Origin of the sequence: Clostridium sp. Ade.TY, assembly GCF_000498355.1 — a bacterium.
Lineage (GTDB): Bacteria > Bacillota > Clostridia > Clostridiales > Clostridiaceae > Clostridium.
Map to the genome: position 1 here is coordinate 414,252 of NZ_AVSV01000003.1, position 13,924 is coordinate 428,175.

Sequence of the window (13,924 nt, forward strand, 5' to 3'; positions counted from 1 at the left end):
AATGTTTAAATTTAAAAATAAAAGGAAAAGCGGGGAACATTAAAAGTATAGAGGGGGATTTATGAGATGATGAAAAAAGTTAAAAAGATAGCTTTATTGACTGGTGGTGGTGATTGCCCAGGGTTAAACGCTGTAATTAGATCTGTAACTAGAGCCGCTATTTTAAATTATGGGTATGAAGTTATAGGATATAGGTTTGGATATAGAGGTCTTTATAAGAATGATTTTATACCATTAACATTAGAAACAGTATCTGGAATACTTCACAGAGGAGGAACTATTCTTTATAGTTCTAATAAAGATAATCTATTTGATTATACTGTAGAAGAAGATGGAAAATTTGTTAAAATGGATGTTTCTGATATAGCAGTAGAAAACTTAAAAAAAGAAGGTGTAGATGCTCTTATAGTAATAGGGGGAGATGGGACACTAACATCAGCTAGAGATTTTTCAAGAAAAGGAATAAAAGTTATAGGAGTTCCAAAGACTATAGATAATGATTTAGCATCAACTGATGTAACCTTTGGATTCAATACTGCAATAGATGTTGCAACTGAAGCTTTAGATAGACTTCACACAACAGCAGAATCACATCATAGAATAATGCTTTGTGAGGTTATGGGAAGAGGTGCTGGTTGGATAGCATTAGAATCAGGTATAGCAGGATCAGCTGATGTTATATTATTACCAGAGATACCATATGATATAAATAAAATTGTAGAAAAAGTTAATGAAAGAAAAGCAGAAGGAAAAATGTTTACTATAATAGTAGTAGCAGAAGGTGCAAAATCAAAAGATGGAGATGTAGTTATATCAAAAATAGTAGAAGATAGTCCAGATCCAATAAGATTAGGTGGAATAGGAAATAAATTAGCTGATGATTTAGAAAAAATAATAAAAGACCATGAAGTAAGATGTACTGTTCTTGGACATATTCAAAGAGGTGGAAATACATCAACTTTTGATAGGATATTATCAACAAGATATGGAGTAGCTGCTGTAGAAATGATTAATGAAGGATTATTTGGAAATATGGTTTGTTTAAAAGGAGATAAGATAACATACGATAGTTTAGAGAATGTTATTGGACAAAAGACTAAACAAGTTGATCCAAGTTGTGAATTGGTTACAATAGCTAAAAAAATAGGAATATCATTTGGAGATTAATTAAGATATATCAAGGGTTTAGCAATATGCTAAATCCTTTAATTATATTTTGAAAATATATGTAAATATGTTATAATTTTATTAACAAATATTATGAAATTAAGTTCATACTTAAAATAAAAAGCTGGAGGGTATTATGAAAGAGATTAAAAAATATTTAGAATCAAGAATTGGTACTTATAGTTTTTTCTTTGAAGATTTAGAAAGCGGATTTGTTTATGGATACAATGAAAACGTTAAAATAACAGCGGCAGGTTGTATGAAACTTCCTATAGCAGTATCTTTAATAAAAGATGTTGAAAGAGGAAAAATAACATTTATGGATAAAATAAAAATTGATGGAGTTGATAAAGTTTATGGAACTGGAATAATTCATGAATTTAATTCAAGAGATTATACAGTATTTGAGCTTTTGGTAGCTATGCTTATTCAGAGTGACAATACAGCTGCAAATAAAATAATTGATATTGTAGGTATGGATAGGATAAATGAAGATATAAAAGAAATGGGTTTGGAAAACACTAAGTTAAATAGAAAGACTGCTGATGAGCGAAGGGATAATATCAATGTAGAAAATTTAACATCAGCAAGAGATTTATCAAAAATATGGAAGCATTTATACAAAGCAACGTATTTAAATGAAGAAAACAGTACTATGCTTATAGATATTTTAAGAAGACAACAAATAAAAAATAAATTAGCATTATATATACCTGATAACTTAAAGTATGAAATCTCAAGTAAAACTGGAGATAAAACTGGTGTTGAAAATGATACAGCATTAATACAGCTATCTAAAGGTACATTTACATTTACAGTTTTATCTACAGAAGTTCCAAATAGTGTTTACGGAACAGTTACATTAGCTAAATGCGGAAAGATGATGTGGGACAATGTAATGAATAATTGGAATTAGGCTCTGAACCCTAGTATTTAAGGCGTTTTTTGATTTGAAAAATTACCGAAAATTTGATTCGTCAAAAATTCGTCAAAAATTCGTCAAAAATTTAAAATAAATTAGATATTAATTCAGCTGCTTTATTATACATTTCATCTGTTACATGTGAATATATTCTCATAGTTTGTTCTACATCATGACCTAGTATATGAGCAGCTGTTTTAAAGTCTAATCCATTTGCAATAAGTTTTGTTGCATAAGTATGCCTAAGTTCATGTATACATGTATCAAATTTTTTTCGTAATTGTTTATCTAAATTAGTTCTCATGCTATTAGAACTATTAGAACTTATTAATCTCTGATCTATATTTAAAGGTCGAGATTTTTTTATGTTTAATAATATTTTTTTAGTACTATGAGGTAAAGGAACTATTCTATTAGAATTTTTACTTTTTAATTCTGTAAATCCAAATGATCCATCTTTTTTCTTTTGCCATTGCTTATTTACTGAAATATAATTTTCTTTGAAATTTATATCATTCCAAGTTAACCCCATAATTTCTCCAACTCTTAATCCACAATTTAATGCTATAGTAACAACAATTTGATAATCACTATCTTTTCTTGAATAGAAATCAAGTATTTCTTTAACTTCTGTATTATTAAGAGCTTTTCTTTTACTTTCAGATTTATCTTTAGGAATATCAATGTTGCTAAAATTTTTAATTGGTATATTATATTGTCTTTTAGCAAAATTCATCATACATTTAAATACTGTAATTCTACGGTTTAAAGTATTAGGTGATGAATAAGGTATAATTTCATTAACACATTTTTGTACATCAATAAGATTTACTTTAGAGACTTCAAGAGAATCAAAAGTAAATTTAGCTAAACTTTGTTTGTAGTTATTATAAGTATTCAAAGTTCTATGCAAATATATGTGTTTTAAGTATTCTTTTTTTAATTCCCCAATAGTTATTCCTTCAAACTCTGGTTGAATATTTAAGTTGATTTGTTCTTTTAAGGTTTCAATTATTGTATCAGCAAATTTTTTTGCATCTCTTTTAGTGGAAAAACCTTGTTTAGATTTTTGTTTCCATTTACCATTTTGATTTTTATAAGAAACAATTACTTGCCAACCATTATCCTTTTGCCTGAAAGTAGTATTGTAAGTCATAAAATCACACTCCTTATCGAATATATGTTCTTATTGATTTATAAATAATCACTAGAAGTCCTGAAATTTTTCAAGTACACCTAGTGGATTAAATCTTATAATATAATTATCAATCTCATACCATAATCCATATCTATCTTTATAATATGAAAGAGCTTCATCAAGGAATTCTTCTGTAACACATAAGTATTCAGCAAATTCAAATCTATTTTTAACACCATATTTATGGGCTCTTATTATATCAGTTAGTCCAACTAATTTTTTATAAGCCCATATTCTAGCAATTCTTTCTTGTTTCTTATTAGAAATATCACTTTCATCTATTATATTTCCATAAGTTTTTTGGTGATGTCCGATTTCTTCAGCAAGAATACATCTACGTTCTTTATTAGTCTTTAAGTTTTTGTCAATTATTATTTTTCCATTTTTATATAAACCTTTTAATCCTAAAGATAAAGGTTTTTCTTTTATTTTTAAACCATCTTTGGTAGCTTCTATCAATAATTCATCATATGTCAATTTTAAATCCCCCTTTAGGATTACCATTCATCATCATCAAATAGAGCATCAATATAATCTTTTAATAATTTAACTTTTTTAGGAGTTAAATTTTTTTCTTCTAAATGCGCTGCTATTGTATCAATTTCTTTTTCTTTATAAGATTTTTCTTCTTTAGGAATATTTTCTTCATCAGTATTTTCAGATAGTAAATAATCTACTGTAACATCAAAAAATTCAGCTAATTTAATTAAAGTTTTTCTTCCAGCAGGTCTTTTATTACTTTCAATCATACCTAATGTTGATTGTGCTATACCTATTTTTTCAGCAAGTTGCATTTGGGTTAAGCTTTTATTCTTTCTTAAGTTTTTAATTTTATCACCTAACAAATTAATCACCTCTTAAGGATAATATTATCACAAAATAGGATAAATTCAATAGGAATTTTAAGAAAATTAAAGAAAATTGAAGAAAGAATAGGATAATATTTAAAAATATCGCAATATAGGATATAATAAAAGTTTATTATTATCACATTTTGCGATAATATAAAGACAAGCTAAGACAAGCTAATCACCTAACAAAATAAATTAATCATAAGGAAGTGATACAAATGAAGATAACGCCAATTAAGTTAAGAAGAATTAATGCAGGTCTTGAAACTGATGAAGCGGTAGAAGCATTAAAAATAAGTAAAAGTACATTTTATAAGATTGAGCAAGGGTGGGGAAATCCAAGTGCTCAACTAATTGCAAGAATGGCAAAAACTTATAACTGTAAAATAGATGATATTTTTAAGGATCTTAAGATTACGGGGTAATTAATATGGAAAATCAAGTGATGATAAGTAGAGAAACATTAGCAAAAAGATGGGACTTAGATAGTAGAACTATATATAGATATGAAAAGGATGGAATTATAACTAGAAATCCTAATATTCCAACTCCTAGATATGCATTAGAGGAAATAGTAAATATAGAAAACTTTAATAAAAATCCTATGTCGGTTTATGAAAGGAGAATGCTGGTAAATGAGATTAATAAATTAAAAAGTGAAAAAGAAGAATTAATTAAGTTTATATTGAAAATTTCAAGTTTTGGAGTTGAAGGATTAAATATATTAGAAAAGTTTAAGGAGGAATAATAATGGAACAGGTTTTAAGAAAAGGAACTGATTTAGTAAGAAAACAAATTCAAATTTTTAATAATGCAGAATTTGGACAAGTTAGAGTTTTAAACAAGGATGGAGAACCTTGGTTTGTAGGTAAAGATGTAGCAGAAAGATTAGGATATAAAAATATTAATGATGCGATAAGAAAGCATATTGATGAAGAAGATAAGGGGGTAGCAAAATGCGATACCCTTGGAGGAAAGCAAGAATTAACAATAATAAACGAAAGTGGACTTTATAGTTTAATAATTTCTAGCAAATTACCCAATACAAAGAAGTTTAAAAGATGGGTTACATCAGAAATATTACCAAGTATAAGAAAGAATGGTATGTATGCAACAGATGAACTATTAGATAATCCAGATTTACTTATTGCAGCAGCAACAAAGTTAAAAGAAGAAAGAGAAAAGAATAGAATTTTAAATGAAATAAATGAAAAACAAACTCAAATAATAGGTGAACTTAAACCAAGAGCTGATTATACAGATAAAATCTTAAAAAATACTGGATTGGTTACAATAACTCAAATTGCAAAAGACTATGGAATGTCTGGACAAGCGTTAAATAAAATGTTGCATGAATTAAAAGTGCAATATAAACAAAGTGATCAATGGTTATTATATAGAAATCATCAAGGTAAAGGGTATACAGCTTCTGAAACTCAAGAGATTATTAGAAGTGATGGAAGATTAGATATAAAAATGAATACAAAGTGGACACAAAAAGGAAGGTTATTCATTTATGAATTATTAAAATCAGAAGGTGTATTACCAACTATTGAAAAGTATGATTAATGGTTATATAAATTTTGGATAAAAATTGGAGGTAATTTAAATGAGTAAAAAAATTAAAACAACAGATACAAATATAGAGATAAATACAACAAGTATAGAAGTTGTAGAAATAAGTGGAATTTCGTTTGAAAAAGATGAGAGATATCCATGGATTGATATATATCAAATAGGAAATGAAGAAAAGGAATTCTTAGAGCAAATTGATGATGAAGAAGTATTAGATTATGAAGAATTAAGAATATTTGCATTGAATTGGTTCTTTAATAACGTTGAGGTAGTAAAGAGGATAGGTGATGATTAATGAACTTAATGAAGTATCTAATAATATCAATAGTAGCTTTATTACAGATAATAACATTCTGTATAGCAGCAAGTAAGTATATTACATCAGTCAATAGAAAAGAAAGAATAGAGTACTTAATAATATCTTTAAGTGGATTGACAGGATTTATATTATTTACTAATCCAGTAGTACTTTTATATTAAGGAGGAAGAAAGTGAAAAGATTAAAGAGTTTGACACTTAAACATAAGAAGATACTTTCAAATAAAGTAGGAAATATTGAAGGTTGGAAGTATGCGGGAATGGGACAAGATCCACAAGGAAATAAAACACATGAATTTAAGAAGTTAGTTAATGGAAAGGTAGTAGATAAAATTTTTATCTTAGCTGACTAAAAGGAGAAATTAAATTGGAAAGAAAAAAGATAGAAAACATGCGTGAGTGTTGTAAAAATACTTTTTATTGCAGAGAATGTCCTCACAAAGAATTATGTGATGAGATTATAAAAAAAGTACCTTTATATGGAGAACTACCTGCAAGATGGAGTGATGAAGATATTGATGATGTCTTAGATGAAATAAATAAGGAGGAATAAAGTATGTATGCCTTATATAAAGGTGAAGAGCTATTATGTATGGGAACTATATATCAAATAGCTAAAGAACAAAATATAAAAGTAAAGACAGTTATGTATTATAAGACCAAAGCTTACAAAAGAAAAATAGCAAAAAGAAAAGGTAAAAACGCTAGAATTTTAGTGGAAGTTTAAGGAGTGATAAAGAGTGATTAAGTTTATAAGAAGTCTTTTAGGTTTAGGAATGAGTAAGAAAGAAAGGGAAAGTTTTATAAAAACCATAACTTTGGAGGATTAGTTTATGAGAAATGCTTTAGAAATTGCAATAGAGCTTTCAAATATAGTACAAGCTAAATTCGAGAGAACTGGTGAAGATTATAAAGCTTTAATTGAAGAAGAAAAGAAGAAGTGCCTTGGCGTCGACCAAAACAACCAAAGCACTGAAAAACATTCAAGTAAATTATAACACATTTAGGAGGTTATTATGAGTGCTTTAGACATATTAATAAATTCTATAAATGCACAGATTAAAGAATTTAATAAATCAAACTATAAAGTTTATGATGTTGAAAATCCAAGTTTTTACTTAGATGGAATTGAATATAACAGTGATGAAGATAAATTATATTTTTTAACTAAGTTATCAGATGATTAGGAGGGGTATAAATGGCAGAAGAAAAGAAATTGAATATATTTCAAAAGATACAGAAAGCAAGGGTAGAACTTCAAAAAAAGGACCTAAAGAAAACAGGACATAATAAGTATTCAAACTATAAGTATTTTGAACTAGGAGATTTTCTACCTTATATAAATGAAATTTGCAATAACATAGGACTTTACACTGAATTTAAGTATGGTGAAAAAGAATCGTTTCTTTATGTAATAGATTCAGATAATCCGGATATTAAAAGAGAGTGGAGTACACCAGTGGAAGTAGCACAATTAAAAGGATGTAGCACTATACAAAATATTGGAGGAACACAAAGTTTTGCTAGAAGATATTTATATATGATGGCTTTTGAAATAGCAGAATCAGATGTAATAGATGCCGGTGAAATAGATGAGGAAGCAGCATTTGCTAGTCAAAAAATAAGCAAAGCTCATGTATTCACTATAAATAAATTAATATCAGAAACAAAAACAGATATTAAGAGTTTCTTGGCTTGGGCTAATGTTGAGAAGGTTGAAGATATAACAAATGACATGTTTAATGAATGTCTTAAAAGCTTTAAGGAAAAGAAAGCAAAGATAGAGGAAAAGAAGAAAAAAGCTGATGAAGAAGCGAGACAAAAGAATAAAGAAGTTGAAAGAGAAAAGGCTATAGAACAGAAAGAAAAAGAAGAGGAAAACTTTGATTTTTAGGAGGGTTTAGAAATGAAAGAGATACAAATAAATAAAGAGTTACCAGTAATAACAATGAACTTTGATGAAGTTAAAGGATCATTACAAGAAACAATGAAAAAATATGAGGGGATTATAGTTACAGAAGAAGGCTTAAAGGACTGTAAAGCAACTCAAAGAGATTTAGCAAGTCTTAGGACTAAGATAGATAATTATAGAAAAGATATTAAGAGAGAAATGGAAGCACCTATAAAGGATTTTGAAGGTAGTTGTAAGGAACTTATTAGCCTTATATCAGATGTAGAGAAACCAATAAAAGAAGGAATAAAGGTATTTGATGATAAACGCAGAGAAGAAAAGAAAGAAAAAGTATTAGAAATAATTAATGTAGCTATAAAAGACTTTGAATTAGAAAAAGAATTTGCATATAAATTGGATTTAAAAGATAGTTATTTAAAATTAACTGGAAGTATAAAAAGCATTAAAGAAGATGTTGAAATGAGAGCAATGATGCTTAAAAGAGAGCAGGAAGATAAAAAAACAAGAATTAAAATGCTTGAAGTTGCAGTTAAAAATGAAATTGATAGAGTAAATGAAACTATAAATACAAAGTTAGATTATGAAAAATTTAAAGTTTATGTATTAAAAGATTATCCATTAGAAAAGATTTTAAATGAAATAAATAAACAATATGAAATTATATTAAATGCAGAAAATAATACTAAGCAAGAAATTAAGAAAGAAAAAGAATCTATTCAAGTGCCTTTAGATTTTTCAAGTAAGAAGAATGAAGAGCTTAAAAAAGAAGTTAAAGAAGATAAATTTTTTGTAGATATTCATGTAGAACATAATTTGAATATGATCCAAGCTTTAAGCAAATTCTTAAAAGAAAATAGATATGATTATGAGGTTCATAATAAAGGAAAGGTTAAGTAAGGTGATGATATGGCAAGACCACAGAAAACAGGATTAGATTATTTTCCTTTAGATGTAGATATGGACCAAGATGACAAAATAGCACTTATAGAAGCTCAACATGGTATCAAAGGTTTTGCTATAGTAATAAAACTTTTTATGAAAATTTATAAAAATGGGTATTTCTATGAGTGGACAGAAAAAGAACAATTACTTTTTTCAAAGAGAGTTAATGTAAACATTAATGAAGTTAATGCAATCATTAATGACTGTATTAAGTGGGGTTTATTCAACATTAATACTTATAAAAAATACCATATACTTACATCTGATGGTATTCAACGTAGATTTTTAGAAGCAGTTGGTCGTAGACAGAAGGTGAAAATTGATAAAAAATACTTACTTTTAGATGATGAAACAGTTAATGTATACAAAAACTTAATTATTGTTGACAATAACTCTACTCCAATTGAAGTTAATGACGACATTAATCCCCAAAGTAAAGAAAAGAAAAGTAAAGTAAAGGAAACTAAAGAAGAGGAAAAGGATGAAGAACAAAAACTTCCTCCTCTAATCCTTCCTACCCCAACTCACCAAAAACTTTATGAATTAGTTGGAGATGTAGGATATAAAACATGGTTTATAGATACAGAAATAAATGAAGAAGAATCTGTAATAAGTATAAAAGCTAATGATGACTTTAAAAGAAATATAATTCTTTCTAAGTATGTGCCTAAATTACAGGTTGAATTAAATAAAAGAATAGAGGTGATTTAATGAATCCTGATGAATTAATGGATAAGTTAGACATGTGTATAGCTGCTTTAACTAAAGGGAATATACAGCTAAAAACATTAGGACTTAAGAAGGCTGAATCAGAAAGAGTTTATAGAATTGCATTAGCAAAAAAGATATTTAGTTTAAAAATGGACAAGATTCAAATTAGTTTAATAAGAGATTTATCTAGAGGTGATGAAGAAATATCAAGATTAAGATTAGAAAGAGATATTGCAAATAATGATTACTATGTTTGCAAAAGTTCAATGGAAAATATAAAAGTTGAAATAGAAATTTTAAGATCTAAGCTTGTATGGCTTAGAAATGAACTTGAAATTTCATAGGAGGTATTTAAGATGGAAAACATGATTAATTTAGAAACATTTGCAGGTGGAGCATTAGCAGAAAAGGTAAATATAGCTTTAAAACAGGTACTAGAAAATATATCAGATCCAAATACTGATTATGGTGTAAAAAGAAAATTAACTATAGATATGACATTAGTTGCAGATGAGTCTAGAGATTTAGCAGAAGTTGCTATTGTGGCTAAACCTAAGTTGGCACCAAGTAAAGCATTATCAACAAAAATTGTTATTGGAACAGATGGAAAAGGTGGAATATTAGCAAGTGAATATAAGAAACAAGTACCAGGACAAAGTGCTATGAGAGTAAATGAAGAAACAGGGGAAATACTTACAACAGCAGAAGAAAAAGAACCTATAAACTTAGAAGGTATTAAATTAGTAAAATAATAAAATTTATATAAATTGAAAGGTGGAAAATAAAATGATGAACAAAGAAGCAATGGAATATTTAGTAAACTTAGGAGAAAAGGATGATCCAATAATTCAATTAGCACAAGGAACATATTCAAGAGTTAGTTTAAGTAGAGTTACAGAACCAGTAGCAAATGCTCTTACAGTATCAACACTTACAGGATTAGTTGATTATATAAAAGGAAATGTAGATAAGTTAAAAGGTGAATTATTAATACAGGTGGCATCACATGAAACAGTTAAGTTATTTAGTCCATTAAATGAAGATAGAAAAAGAGAATTATTTGTAGAAGCAGAAGCAATACTACCAAGCAACGTTCAATATGATAGATTTTTAGATACAGAGAGATTTAATATTATGTTACAAAGTTCTTTTGTAGATGCAGGAGATAAAAAAGCATTATTACAATATACAGGACTAGTACAAGATGAAAATGTTAAGAGTATAGGTGATGATGGAGTAAGTCAACAAGTAACAGTTAAAACTGGTGTAGCAAGTGTAGGACAAGCTATAGTACCTAATCCAGTAAGTCTAGCACCTTATAGAACATTTCCAGAAGTAGAACAACCAATTAGTAAATTTATATTTAGAATGAAAGAAGGTCCAAGTGCAGCAATATATGAAGCAGATGGTGGAGCTTGGAGAAATGAAGCTATTAAAAATATAAAAGAGTATTTAGAAGAAGAATTAAAAGAAGTTGAAAATATTAAAATAATAGCTTAATTAGGAAATATATAAGTATGAGGGTACAGTTTTAAAACTGTATTCTCATATGAAAATCAAATGATAAATAGGAAGTGAGGATATGAAATTAAAAGAAGGAAATAAAGTAAAGTTAATTCATAAAGATGGAATGGGGCGTAATAGAAATTCAATAGAGCATATAGGCGTAGTAAAAAAGATATATAAAAATTATATTTTATTAGATTTAGATAAATACGAAACTTGTATTCAATTAGCAGATGTAATTGATCATAATCAAAATGTTCTTAAAGTAAGAGTTAATAAACAATGGATAGATGTAACTAAAGAAATGTTAGAAGCAGGTGTAGTAAGTTGAAGAATGAAGGAAAAAGATTTGAGGAAGATTTTAAAAAATCAATTCCAGAAAAGTATTTTATATATAGATTCAAAGATGGTACAGCTAATTTTAAAGGCACTAAAAATGAGAATGTAAGATTTCAAGCACATAATATTTGTGATTTTCAAGTATTTGCAGAGAATAAATTATTTTTATTAGAACTTAAGAGCTATAACGGGGTAAGTATTCCTTTAAGTGGGATAAGAAAGACACAATTAGAAGAGATGTTAAAGGCAAGTAACTATAAAAACATAGAACCATATTTTATGTTTAATTTTAGGCCATTACAGAAGATTTATACTGTTAAGGTAGAAAATGTACAAGAGTTCGTAACAAAGGCAGAGAGAAAGAGTATTCCAGTTAAATGGTGTATAGAAAATGGAATAGAAATTGAAGGAGTTAAAAAGAAAGTTAGATTTAGATATGAGTTAGAAAGATTTTTTTTATTAAGTAAATAATTTAATGAAAAAATATTGTTATTTTACATGGTTTAAGATAATACATAATATAGAGAAATTAAAATTTGTATAATCAAATTAAATTTTATGAATTAAAGTAGTTCTTTAAAAATTGAATATAAAAGTGTTTAGCATTATAATATTAGTATATTTTGTAAAATGGAGAGTTAATATGGAAATATTTAAATGGCTTAAAAACGAAGTTAGGAATATTAATAATATATTAGATTTAGGAATATTAATTAGTATTAGTATAGGTTTTGCTTATATCATGATATTTTTCTTAAAGTATGGATATATGAATACTCTAGGGATACCATTAAAAATGATATTTAATATTGTGGATTTTAAAATTATGGATTTTATATTAGTTTATTTTTTACTTTCAGTGTTTCTAATTTTGTTTTATATAATAAATAAAATTAAAACAAAGAAAATAATAATGTTTTTAATTTCAGTTTTTTTTATTAGTGTTATTTCATGTGTTTGTGAGCAATTAGATATATTTTTTATATATCTTCAAGGTATATCTATGAGCTTATTTTTGTTGATTATACTTATAAAAGTTATATATATTTTAAATAAAAAGCATTTAGAGGATGGACGAAAAATTCTAAATAAAATATTTAATGATAAGAAACATATTCCTAAAATTATTATAAGCATATTTGAAATAAATATTATCTTATTAGGAATAGCACTTATATTTATTGGATTTGGATCTACATTAGCTATATTTCCAGGTGATAAACAAGAGATTGATAATAAGGTTATATTAGTTTCATCTAATGATGGTTATTTGACATCTAATATTATATCAATAAAAGATAATATAATACAATTTGATAAAAATGAATTTGAATTAATTTCTAGAGATAGTGATAATATAAAAATTAAAAATATAAAAGATAGTAAGTTTAAAATATAAAAACACTATAATATAAAAATATTATAGTGTTTTTTAGGTTTAAGAAGTAGGTGATTAAATGATAGATAAGAATATATTCAGAAAAACAGAAGCAATACTTTATAGTTATCCACAACTAGAAGCAGAAATAAGATGCTTAGAATTAGAAATAAATAATATAAAGAATAATTATGAAGGTTGTGGAGCTATAGGATATGAAGAAAGAACACAAGCAACTAATAAATTTAATAGTGCAGTAGAGAATGAAGTAATAAATAAAGAAAAAGAAATAAGAAGATTATCAATAGAATTAAATAATAAGAAAACACTTAAGGATCAAATAGATAGTACAGTAGAAAGAATGAATGATAGTGAGAGAAAGTTAATAGAGTTTAAATATACTAATAGAAATACTTTATCATGGAATCAAGTAGCATCTATTTTAGGATTTAATGTAGATTATGTAAGAAAAGAAATAAGGCATGATGCAATAACTAAATTAGGTAAAACTATATTTATAGATAGGTGTAAGCAAGAAAAATTTAGAATATAAAACACCCCCAATTTATACCCAATTTACCCCCAACAAATACCCAAAATGTTGTGCTAGAATATAGATGTGGACAGGTTGAAGAATCAGTTCATTGCGTGAAGCCTCCTTGTTTTTATATTAGGCAGGGATTAAGTTCCCTGCAACGTGGAAGGTCATTAGTAGGAAATGCTTAAAGAAGGTTCGAGTCCTTTACCTTCCTCTCATAAATTTCAATACCCTTTTAACCCATAGGTAGGATTAAGTTCCTACCATTAAGGAGATATAGCTCAGTTGGTAGAGCGATAGGCTGTTAACCTATGTGGCGAGAGTTCAAGTCTCTCTATCTCCTCCAATCTAGTCGAATTACCTCGGCTATCTTAGAGAAAAACTAAGGATAGGTTTGTTACAGTTCCTCAATACTGTTAGGTAAAAAATAAAGACTACTGATAGGGATTACAAGTGCTATTAGTAAGTTTACTAAAGAATCTAGTTTAGTCTAGGTTCTTTTTTTAATTATTGTTATGGTTAAGGTGTGTAAATATATTAACCCAAATAATAATTAAAGGAGAAATT

General features: G+C 27.0%; 25 protein-coding genes and 1 tRNA gene. 23 read left to right on the plus strand and 3 right to left on the minus strand.

Annotated elements, in window-relative coordinates:
- Positions 1–66: 66 nt before the first annotated feature.
- Both O212_RS0102640 and O212_RS0102645 read left to right on the plus strand, forming a co-directional pair.
- A complete protein-coding gene (locus O212_RS0102640; protein WP_024613616.1) occupies positions 67–1,167 on the plus strand; it encodes a 6-phosphofructokinase in 1,101 nt (366 codons plus the stop codon).
- A 136-nt stretch (positions 1,168–1,303) separates the two neighbouring features.
- The gene (locus tag O212_RS0102645; protein ID WP_024613617.1) at positions 1,304–2,083 is read left to right on the plus strand and encodes a serine hydrolase; all 780 of its coding nucleotides are present in this window, start codon (positions 1,304–1,306) and stop codon (positions 2,081–2,083) included.
- 91 nt (positions 2,084–2,174) lie between these two features.
- On the opposite strand, the gene O212_RS0102650 is transcribed toward O212_RS0102645, so the two are convergent.
- Genes O212_RS0102650 through O212_RS0102660 form a run of 3 tightly spaced genes read right to left on the minus strand, consistent with a single transcriptional unit; the run spans position 2,175 to position 4,132 of the window.
- Positions 2,175–3,245, minus strand: coding sequence for a site-specific integrase (locus O212_RS0102650; RefSeq protein ID WP_024613618.1), 1,071 nt, complete (start codon positions 3,243–3,245; stop codon positions 2,175–2,177).
- Between the two features lie 51 nt (positions 3,246–3,296).
- Entirely contained in the window at positions 3,297–3,764 is a 468-nt protein-coding gene (locus O212_RS0102655) for an ImmA/IrrE family metallo-endopeptidase (protein ID WP_024613619.1), read from the minus strand.
- 20 nt (positions 3,765–3,784) lie between these two features.
- Complete coding sequence (locus tag O212_RS0102660) at positions 3,785–4,132, minus strand: helix-turn-helix transcriptional regulator (protein ID WP_024613620.1); 348 nt, start codon at positions 4,130–4,132, stop codon at positions 3,785–3,787.
- A gap of 224 nt (positions 4,133–4,356) precedes the next feature.
- Here O212_RS0102660 and O212_RS0102665 point away from each other — a divergent pair, with 224 nt between their 5' ends.
- From O212_RS0102665 to O212_RS0102770, 21 genes are all read left to right on the plus strand, one after another.
- Positions 4,357–4,563, plus strand: a complete 207-nt coding sequence (locus O212_RS0102665; protein WP_024613621.1) for a helix-turn-helix transcriptional regulator — start codon at positions 4,357–4,359, stop codon at positions 4,561–4,563.
- A 5-nt stretch (positions 4,564–4,568) separates the two neighbouring features.
- Positions 4,569–4,886, plus strand: a complete 318-nt coding sequence (locus O212_RS0102670) for a hypothetical protein (protein ID WP_024613622.1) — start codon at positions 4,569–4,571, stop codon at positions 4,884–4,886.
- 2 nt (positions 4,887–4,888) lie between these two features.
- Positions 4,889–5,707 carry a phage antirepressor gene (locus tag O212_RS0102675; RefSeq protein WP_024613623.1) on the plus strand — a complete coding sequence of 273 codons (819 nt, stop codon included), beginning with the start codon at positions 4,889–4,891 and terminating at the stop codon, positions 5,705–5,707.
- A 40-nt stretch (positions 5,708–5,747) separates the two neighbouring features.
- Positions 5,748–6,008 (plus strand): hypothetical protein, encoded by a 261-nt coding sequence (locus O212_RS0102680; RefSeq protein ID WP_024613624.1) that lies wholly within the window; start codon positions 5,748–5,750, stop codon positions 6,006–6,008.
- Positions 6,008–6,193, plus strand: coding sequence for a hypothetical protein (locus O212_RS0102685; protein WP_024613625.1), 186 nt, complete (start codon positions 6,008–6,010; stop codon positions 6,191–6,193). Before O212_RS0102680 ends, O212_RS0102685 begins: the two co-directional genes overlap by 1 nt.
- An 11-nt stretch (positions 6,194–6,204) precedes the next feature.
- A complete protein-coding gene (locus O212_RS0102690; protein WP_024613626.1) occupies positions 6,205–6,384 on the plus strand; it encodes a hypothetical protein in 180 nt (59 codons plus the stop codon).
- Between the two features lie 14 nt (positions 6,385–6,398).
- Positions 6,399–6,584: a hypothetical protein gene (locus O212_RS0102695; protein ID WP_024613627.1), complete on the plus strand. Its 186-nt coding sequence runs from the start codon at positions 6,399–6,401 to the stop codon at positions 6,582–6,584.
- Positions 6,585–6,587: 3 nt separating this feature from the next.
- Positions 6,588–6,758 carry a hypothetical protein gene (locus tag O212_RS16810; protein ID WP_173391474.1) on the plus strand — a complete coding sequence of 57 codons (171 nt, stop codon included), beginning with the start codon at positions 6,588–6,590 and terminating at the stop codon, positions 6,756–6,758.
- Positions 6,759–6,864: 106 nt separating this feature from the next.
- On the plus strand, positions 6,865–7,029 hold the full coding sequence (locus tag O212_RS16635; RefSeq protein ID WP_160166401.1) for a hypothetical protein: 165 nt from the start codon (positions 6,865–6,867) through the stop codon (positions 7,027–7,029).
- 18 nt (positions 7,030–7,047) lie between these two features.
- Positions 7,048–7,218, plus strand: coding sequence for a hypothetical protein (locus O212_RS16815; RefSeq protein ID WP_173391475.1), 171 nt, complete (start codon positions 7,048–7,050; stop codon positions 7,216–7,218).
- 11 nt (positions 7,219–7,229) lie between these two features.
- The gene (locus O212_RS0102720; protein ID WP_024613628.1) at positions 7,230–7,925 is read left to right on the plus strand and encodes an ERF family protein; all 696 of its coding nucleotides are present in this window, start codon (positions 7,230–7,232) and stop codon (positions 7,923–7,925) included.
- A gap of 12 nt (positions 7,926–7,937) precedes the next feature.
- Complete coding sequence (locus O212_RS0102725; protein WP_024613629.1) at positions 7,938–8,840, plus strand: DUF1351 domain-containing protein; 903 nt, start codon at positions 7,938–7,940, stop codon at positions 8,838–8,840.
- A gap of 9 nt (positions 8,841–8,849) precedes the next feature.
- Positions 8,850–9,596: a DUF4373 domain-containing protein gene (locus tag O212_RS15865; RefSeq protein ID WP_024613630.1), complete on the plus strand. Its 747-nt coding sequence runs from the start codon at positions 8,850–8,852 to the stop codon at positions 9,594–9,596.
- Complete coding sequence (locus O212_RS0102735; RefSeq protein WP_024613631.1) at positions 9,596–9,940, plus strand: hypothetical protein; 345 nt, start codon at positions 9,596–9,598, stop codon at positions 9,938–9,940. The genes O212_RS15865 and O212_RS0102735 overlap by 1 nt, the downstream gene beginning before the upstream one ends.
- 12 nt (positions 9,941–9,952) lie before the next feature.
- Positions 9,953–10,348 carry a hypothetical protein gene (locus O212_RS0102740; RefSeq protein ID WP_024613632.1) on the plus strand — a complete coding sequence of 132 codons (396 nt, stop codon included), beginning with the start codon at positions 9,953–9,955 and terminating at the stop codon, positions 10,346–10,348.
- Between the two features lie 34 nt (positions 10,349–10,382).
- On the plus strand, positions 10,383–11,096 hold the full coding sequence (locus O212_RS0102745; RefSeq protein WP_035278956.1) for a hypothetical protein: 714 nt from the start codon (positions 10,383–10,385) through the stop codon (positions 11,094–11,096).
- Between the two features lie 82 nt (positions 11,097–11,178).
- A complete protein-coding gene (locus tag O212_RS0102750; RefSeq protein ID WP_024613634.1) occupies positions 11,179–11,433 on the plus strand; it encodes a hypothetical protein in 255 nt (84 codons plus the stop codon).
- Positions 11,430–11,912, plus strand: a complete 483-nt coding sequence (locus tag O212_RS0102755; RefSeq protein ID WP_024613635.1) for a Holliday junction resolvase RecU — start codon at positions 11,430–11,432, stop codon at positions 11,910–11,912. Before O212_RS0102750 ends, O212_RS0102755 begins: the two co-directional genes overlap by 4 nt.
- Before the next feature lie 172 nt (positions 11,913–12,084).
- Complete coding sequence (locus O212_RS0102760) at positions 12,085–12,840, plus strand: hypothetical protein (RefSeq protein WP_024613636.1); 756 nt, start codon at positions 12,085–12,087, stop codon at positions 12,838–12,840.
- Positions 12,841–12,898: 58 nt separating this feature from the next.
- Complete coding sequence (locus O212_RS0102765) at positions 12,899–13,372, plus strand: DUF722 domain-containing protein (protein WP_029699133.1); 474 nt, start codon at positions 12,899–12,901, stop codon at positions 13,370–13,372.
- A gap of 255 nt (positions 13,373–13,627) precedes the next feature.
- Positions 13,628–13,703, plus strand: a tRNA-Asn gene (locus O212_RS0102770).
- The last annotated feature ends 221 nt before the right edge of the window (positions 13,704–13,924 follow it).

Bases quoted from the DNA above. Each gene is read 5' to 3' on its own strand.
- O212_RS0102640 (WP_024613616.1), top strand. From the start codon at position 67: ATGATGAAAAAAGTTAAAAAGATAGCTTTATTGACTGGTGGTGGTGAT.
- O212_RS0102645 (WP_024613617.1), top strand. From the start codon at position 1,304: ATGAAAGAGATTAAAAAATATTTAGAATCAAGAATTGGTACTTATAGT.
- O212_RS0102650 (WP_024613618.1), bottom strand. From the start codon at position 3,245: ATGACTTACAATACTACTTTCAGGCAAAAGGATAATGGTTGGCAAGTA.
- O212_RS0102665 (WP_024613621.1), top strand. From the start codon at position 4,357: ATGAAGATAACGCCAATTAAGTTAAGAAGAATTAATGCAGGTCTTGAA.
- O212_RS0102670 (WP_024613622.1), top strand. From the start codon at position 4,569: ATGGAAAATCAAGTGATGATAAGTAGAGAAACATTAGCAAAAAGATGG.
- O212_RS0102675 (WP_024613623.1), top strand. From the start codon at position 4,889: ATGGAACAGGTTTTAAGAAAAGGAACTGATTTAGTAAGAAAACAAATT.
- O212_RS0102680 (WP_024613624.1), top strand. From the start codon at position 5,748: ATGAGTAAAAAAATTAAAACAACAGATACAAATATAGAGATAAATACA.
- O212_RS0102685 (WP_024613625.1), top strand. From the start codon at position 6,008: ATGAACTTAATGAAGTATCTAATAATATCAATAGTAGCTTTATTACAG.
- O212_RS16810 (WP_173391474.1), top strand. From the start codon at position 6,588: ATGTATGCCTTATATAAAGGTGAAGAGCTATTATGTATGGGAACTATA.
- O212_RS16635 (WP_160166401.1), top strand. From the start codon at position 6,865: ATGAGAAATGCTTTAGAAATTGCAATAGAGCTTTCAAATATAGTACAA.
- O212_RS16815 (WP_173391475.1), top strand. From the start codon at position 7,048: ATGAGTGCTTTAGACATATTAATAAATTCTATAAATGCACAGATTAAA.
- O212_RS0102720 (WP_024613628.1), top strand. From the start codon at position 7,230: ATGGCAGAAGAAAAGAAATTGAATATATTTCAAAAGATACAGAAAGCA.
- O212_RS0102725 (WP_024613629.1), top strand. From the start codon at position 7,938: ATGAAAGAGATACAAATAAATAAAGAGTTACCAGTAATAACAATGAAC.
- O212_RS15865 (WP_024613630.1), top strand. From the start codon at position 8,850: ATGGCAAGACCACAGAAAACAGGATTAGATTATTTTCCTTTAGATGTA.
- O212_RS0102735 (WP_024613631.1), top strand. From the start codon at position 9,596: ATGAATCCTGATGAATTAATGGATAAGTTAGACATGTGTATAGCTGCT.
- O212_RS0102740 (WP_024613632.1), top strand. From the start codon at position 9,953: ATGGAAAACATGATTAATTTAGAAACATTTGCAGGTGGAGCATTAGCA.
- O212_RS0102745 (WP_035278956.1), top strand. From the start codon at position 10,383: ATGATGAACAAAGAAGCAATGGAATATTTAGTAAACTTAGGAGAAAAG.
- O212_RS0102750 (WP_024613634.1), top strand. From the start codon at position 11,179: ATGAAATTAAAAGAAGGAAATAAAGTAAAGTTAATTCATAAAGATGGA.
- O212_RS0102760 (WP_024613636.1), top strand. From the start codon at position 12,085: ATGGAAATATTTAAATGGCTTAAAAACGAAGTTAGGAATATTAATAAT.
- O212_RS0102765 (WP_029699133.1), top strand. From the start codon at position 12,899: ATGATAGATAAGAATATATTCAGAAAAACAGAAGCAATACTTTATAGT.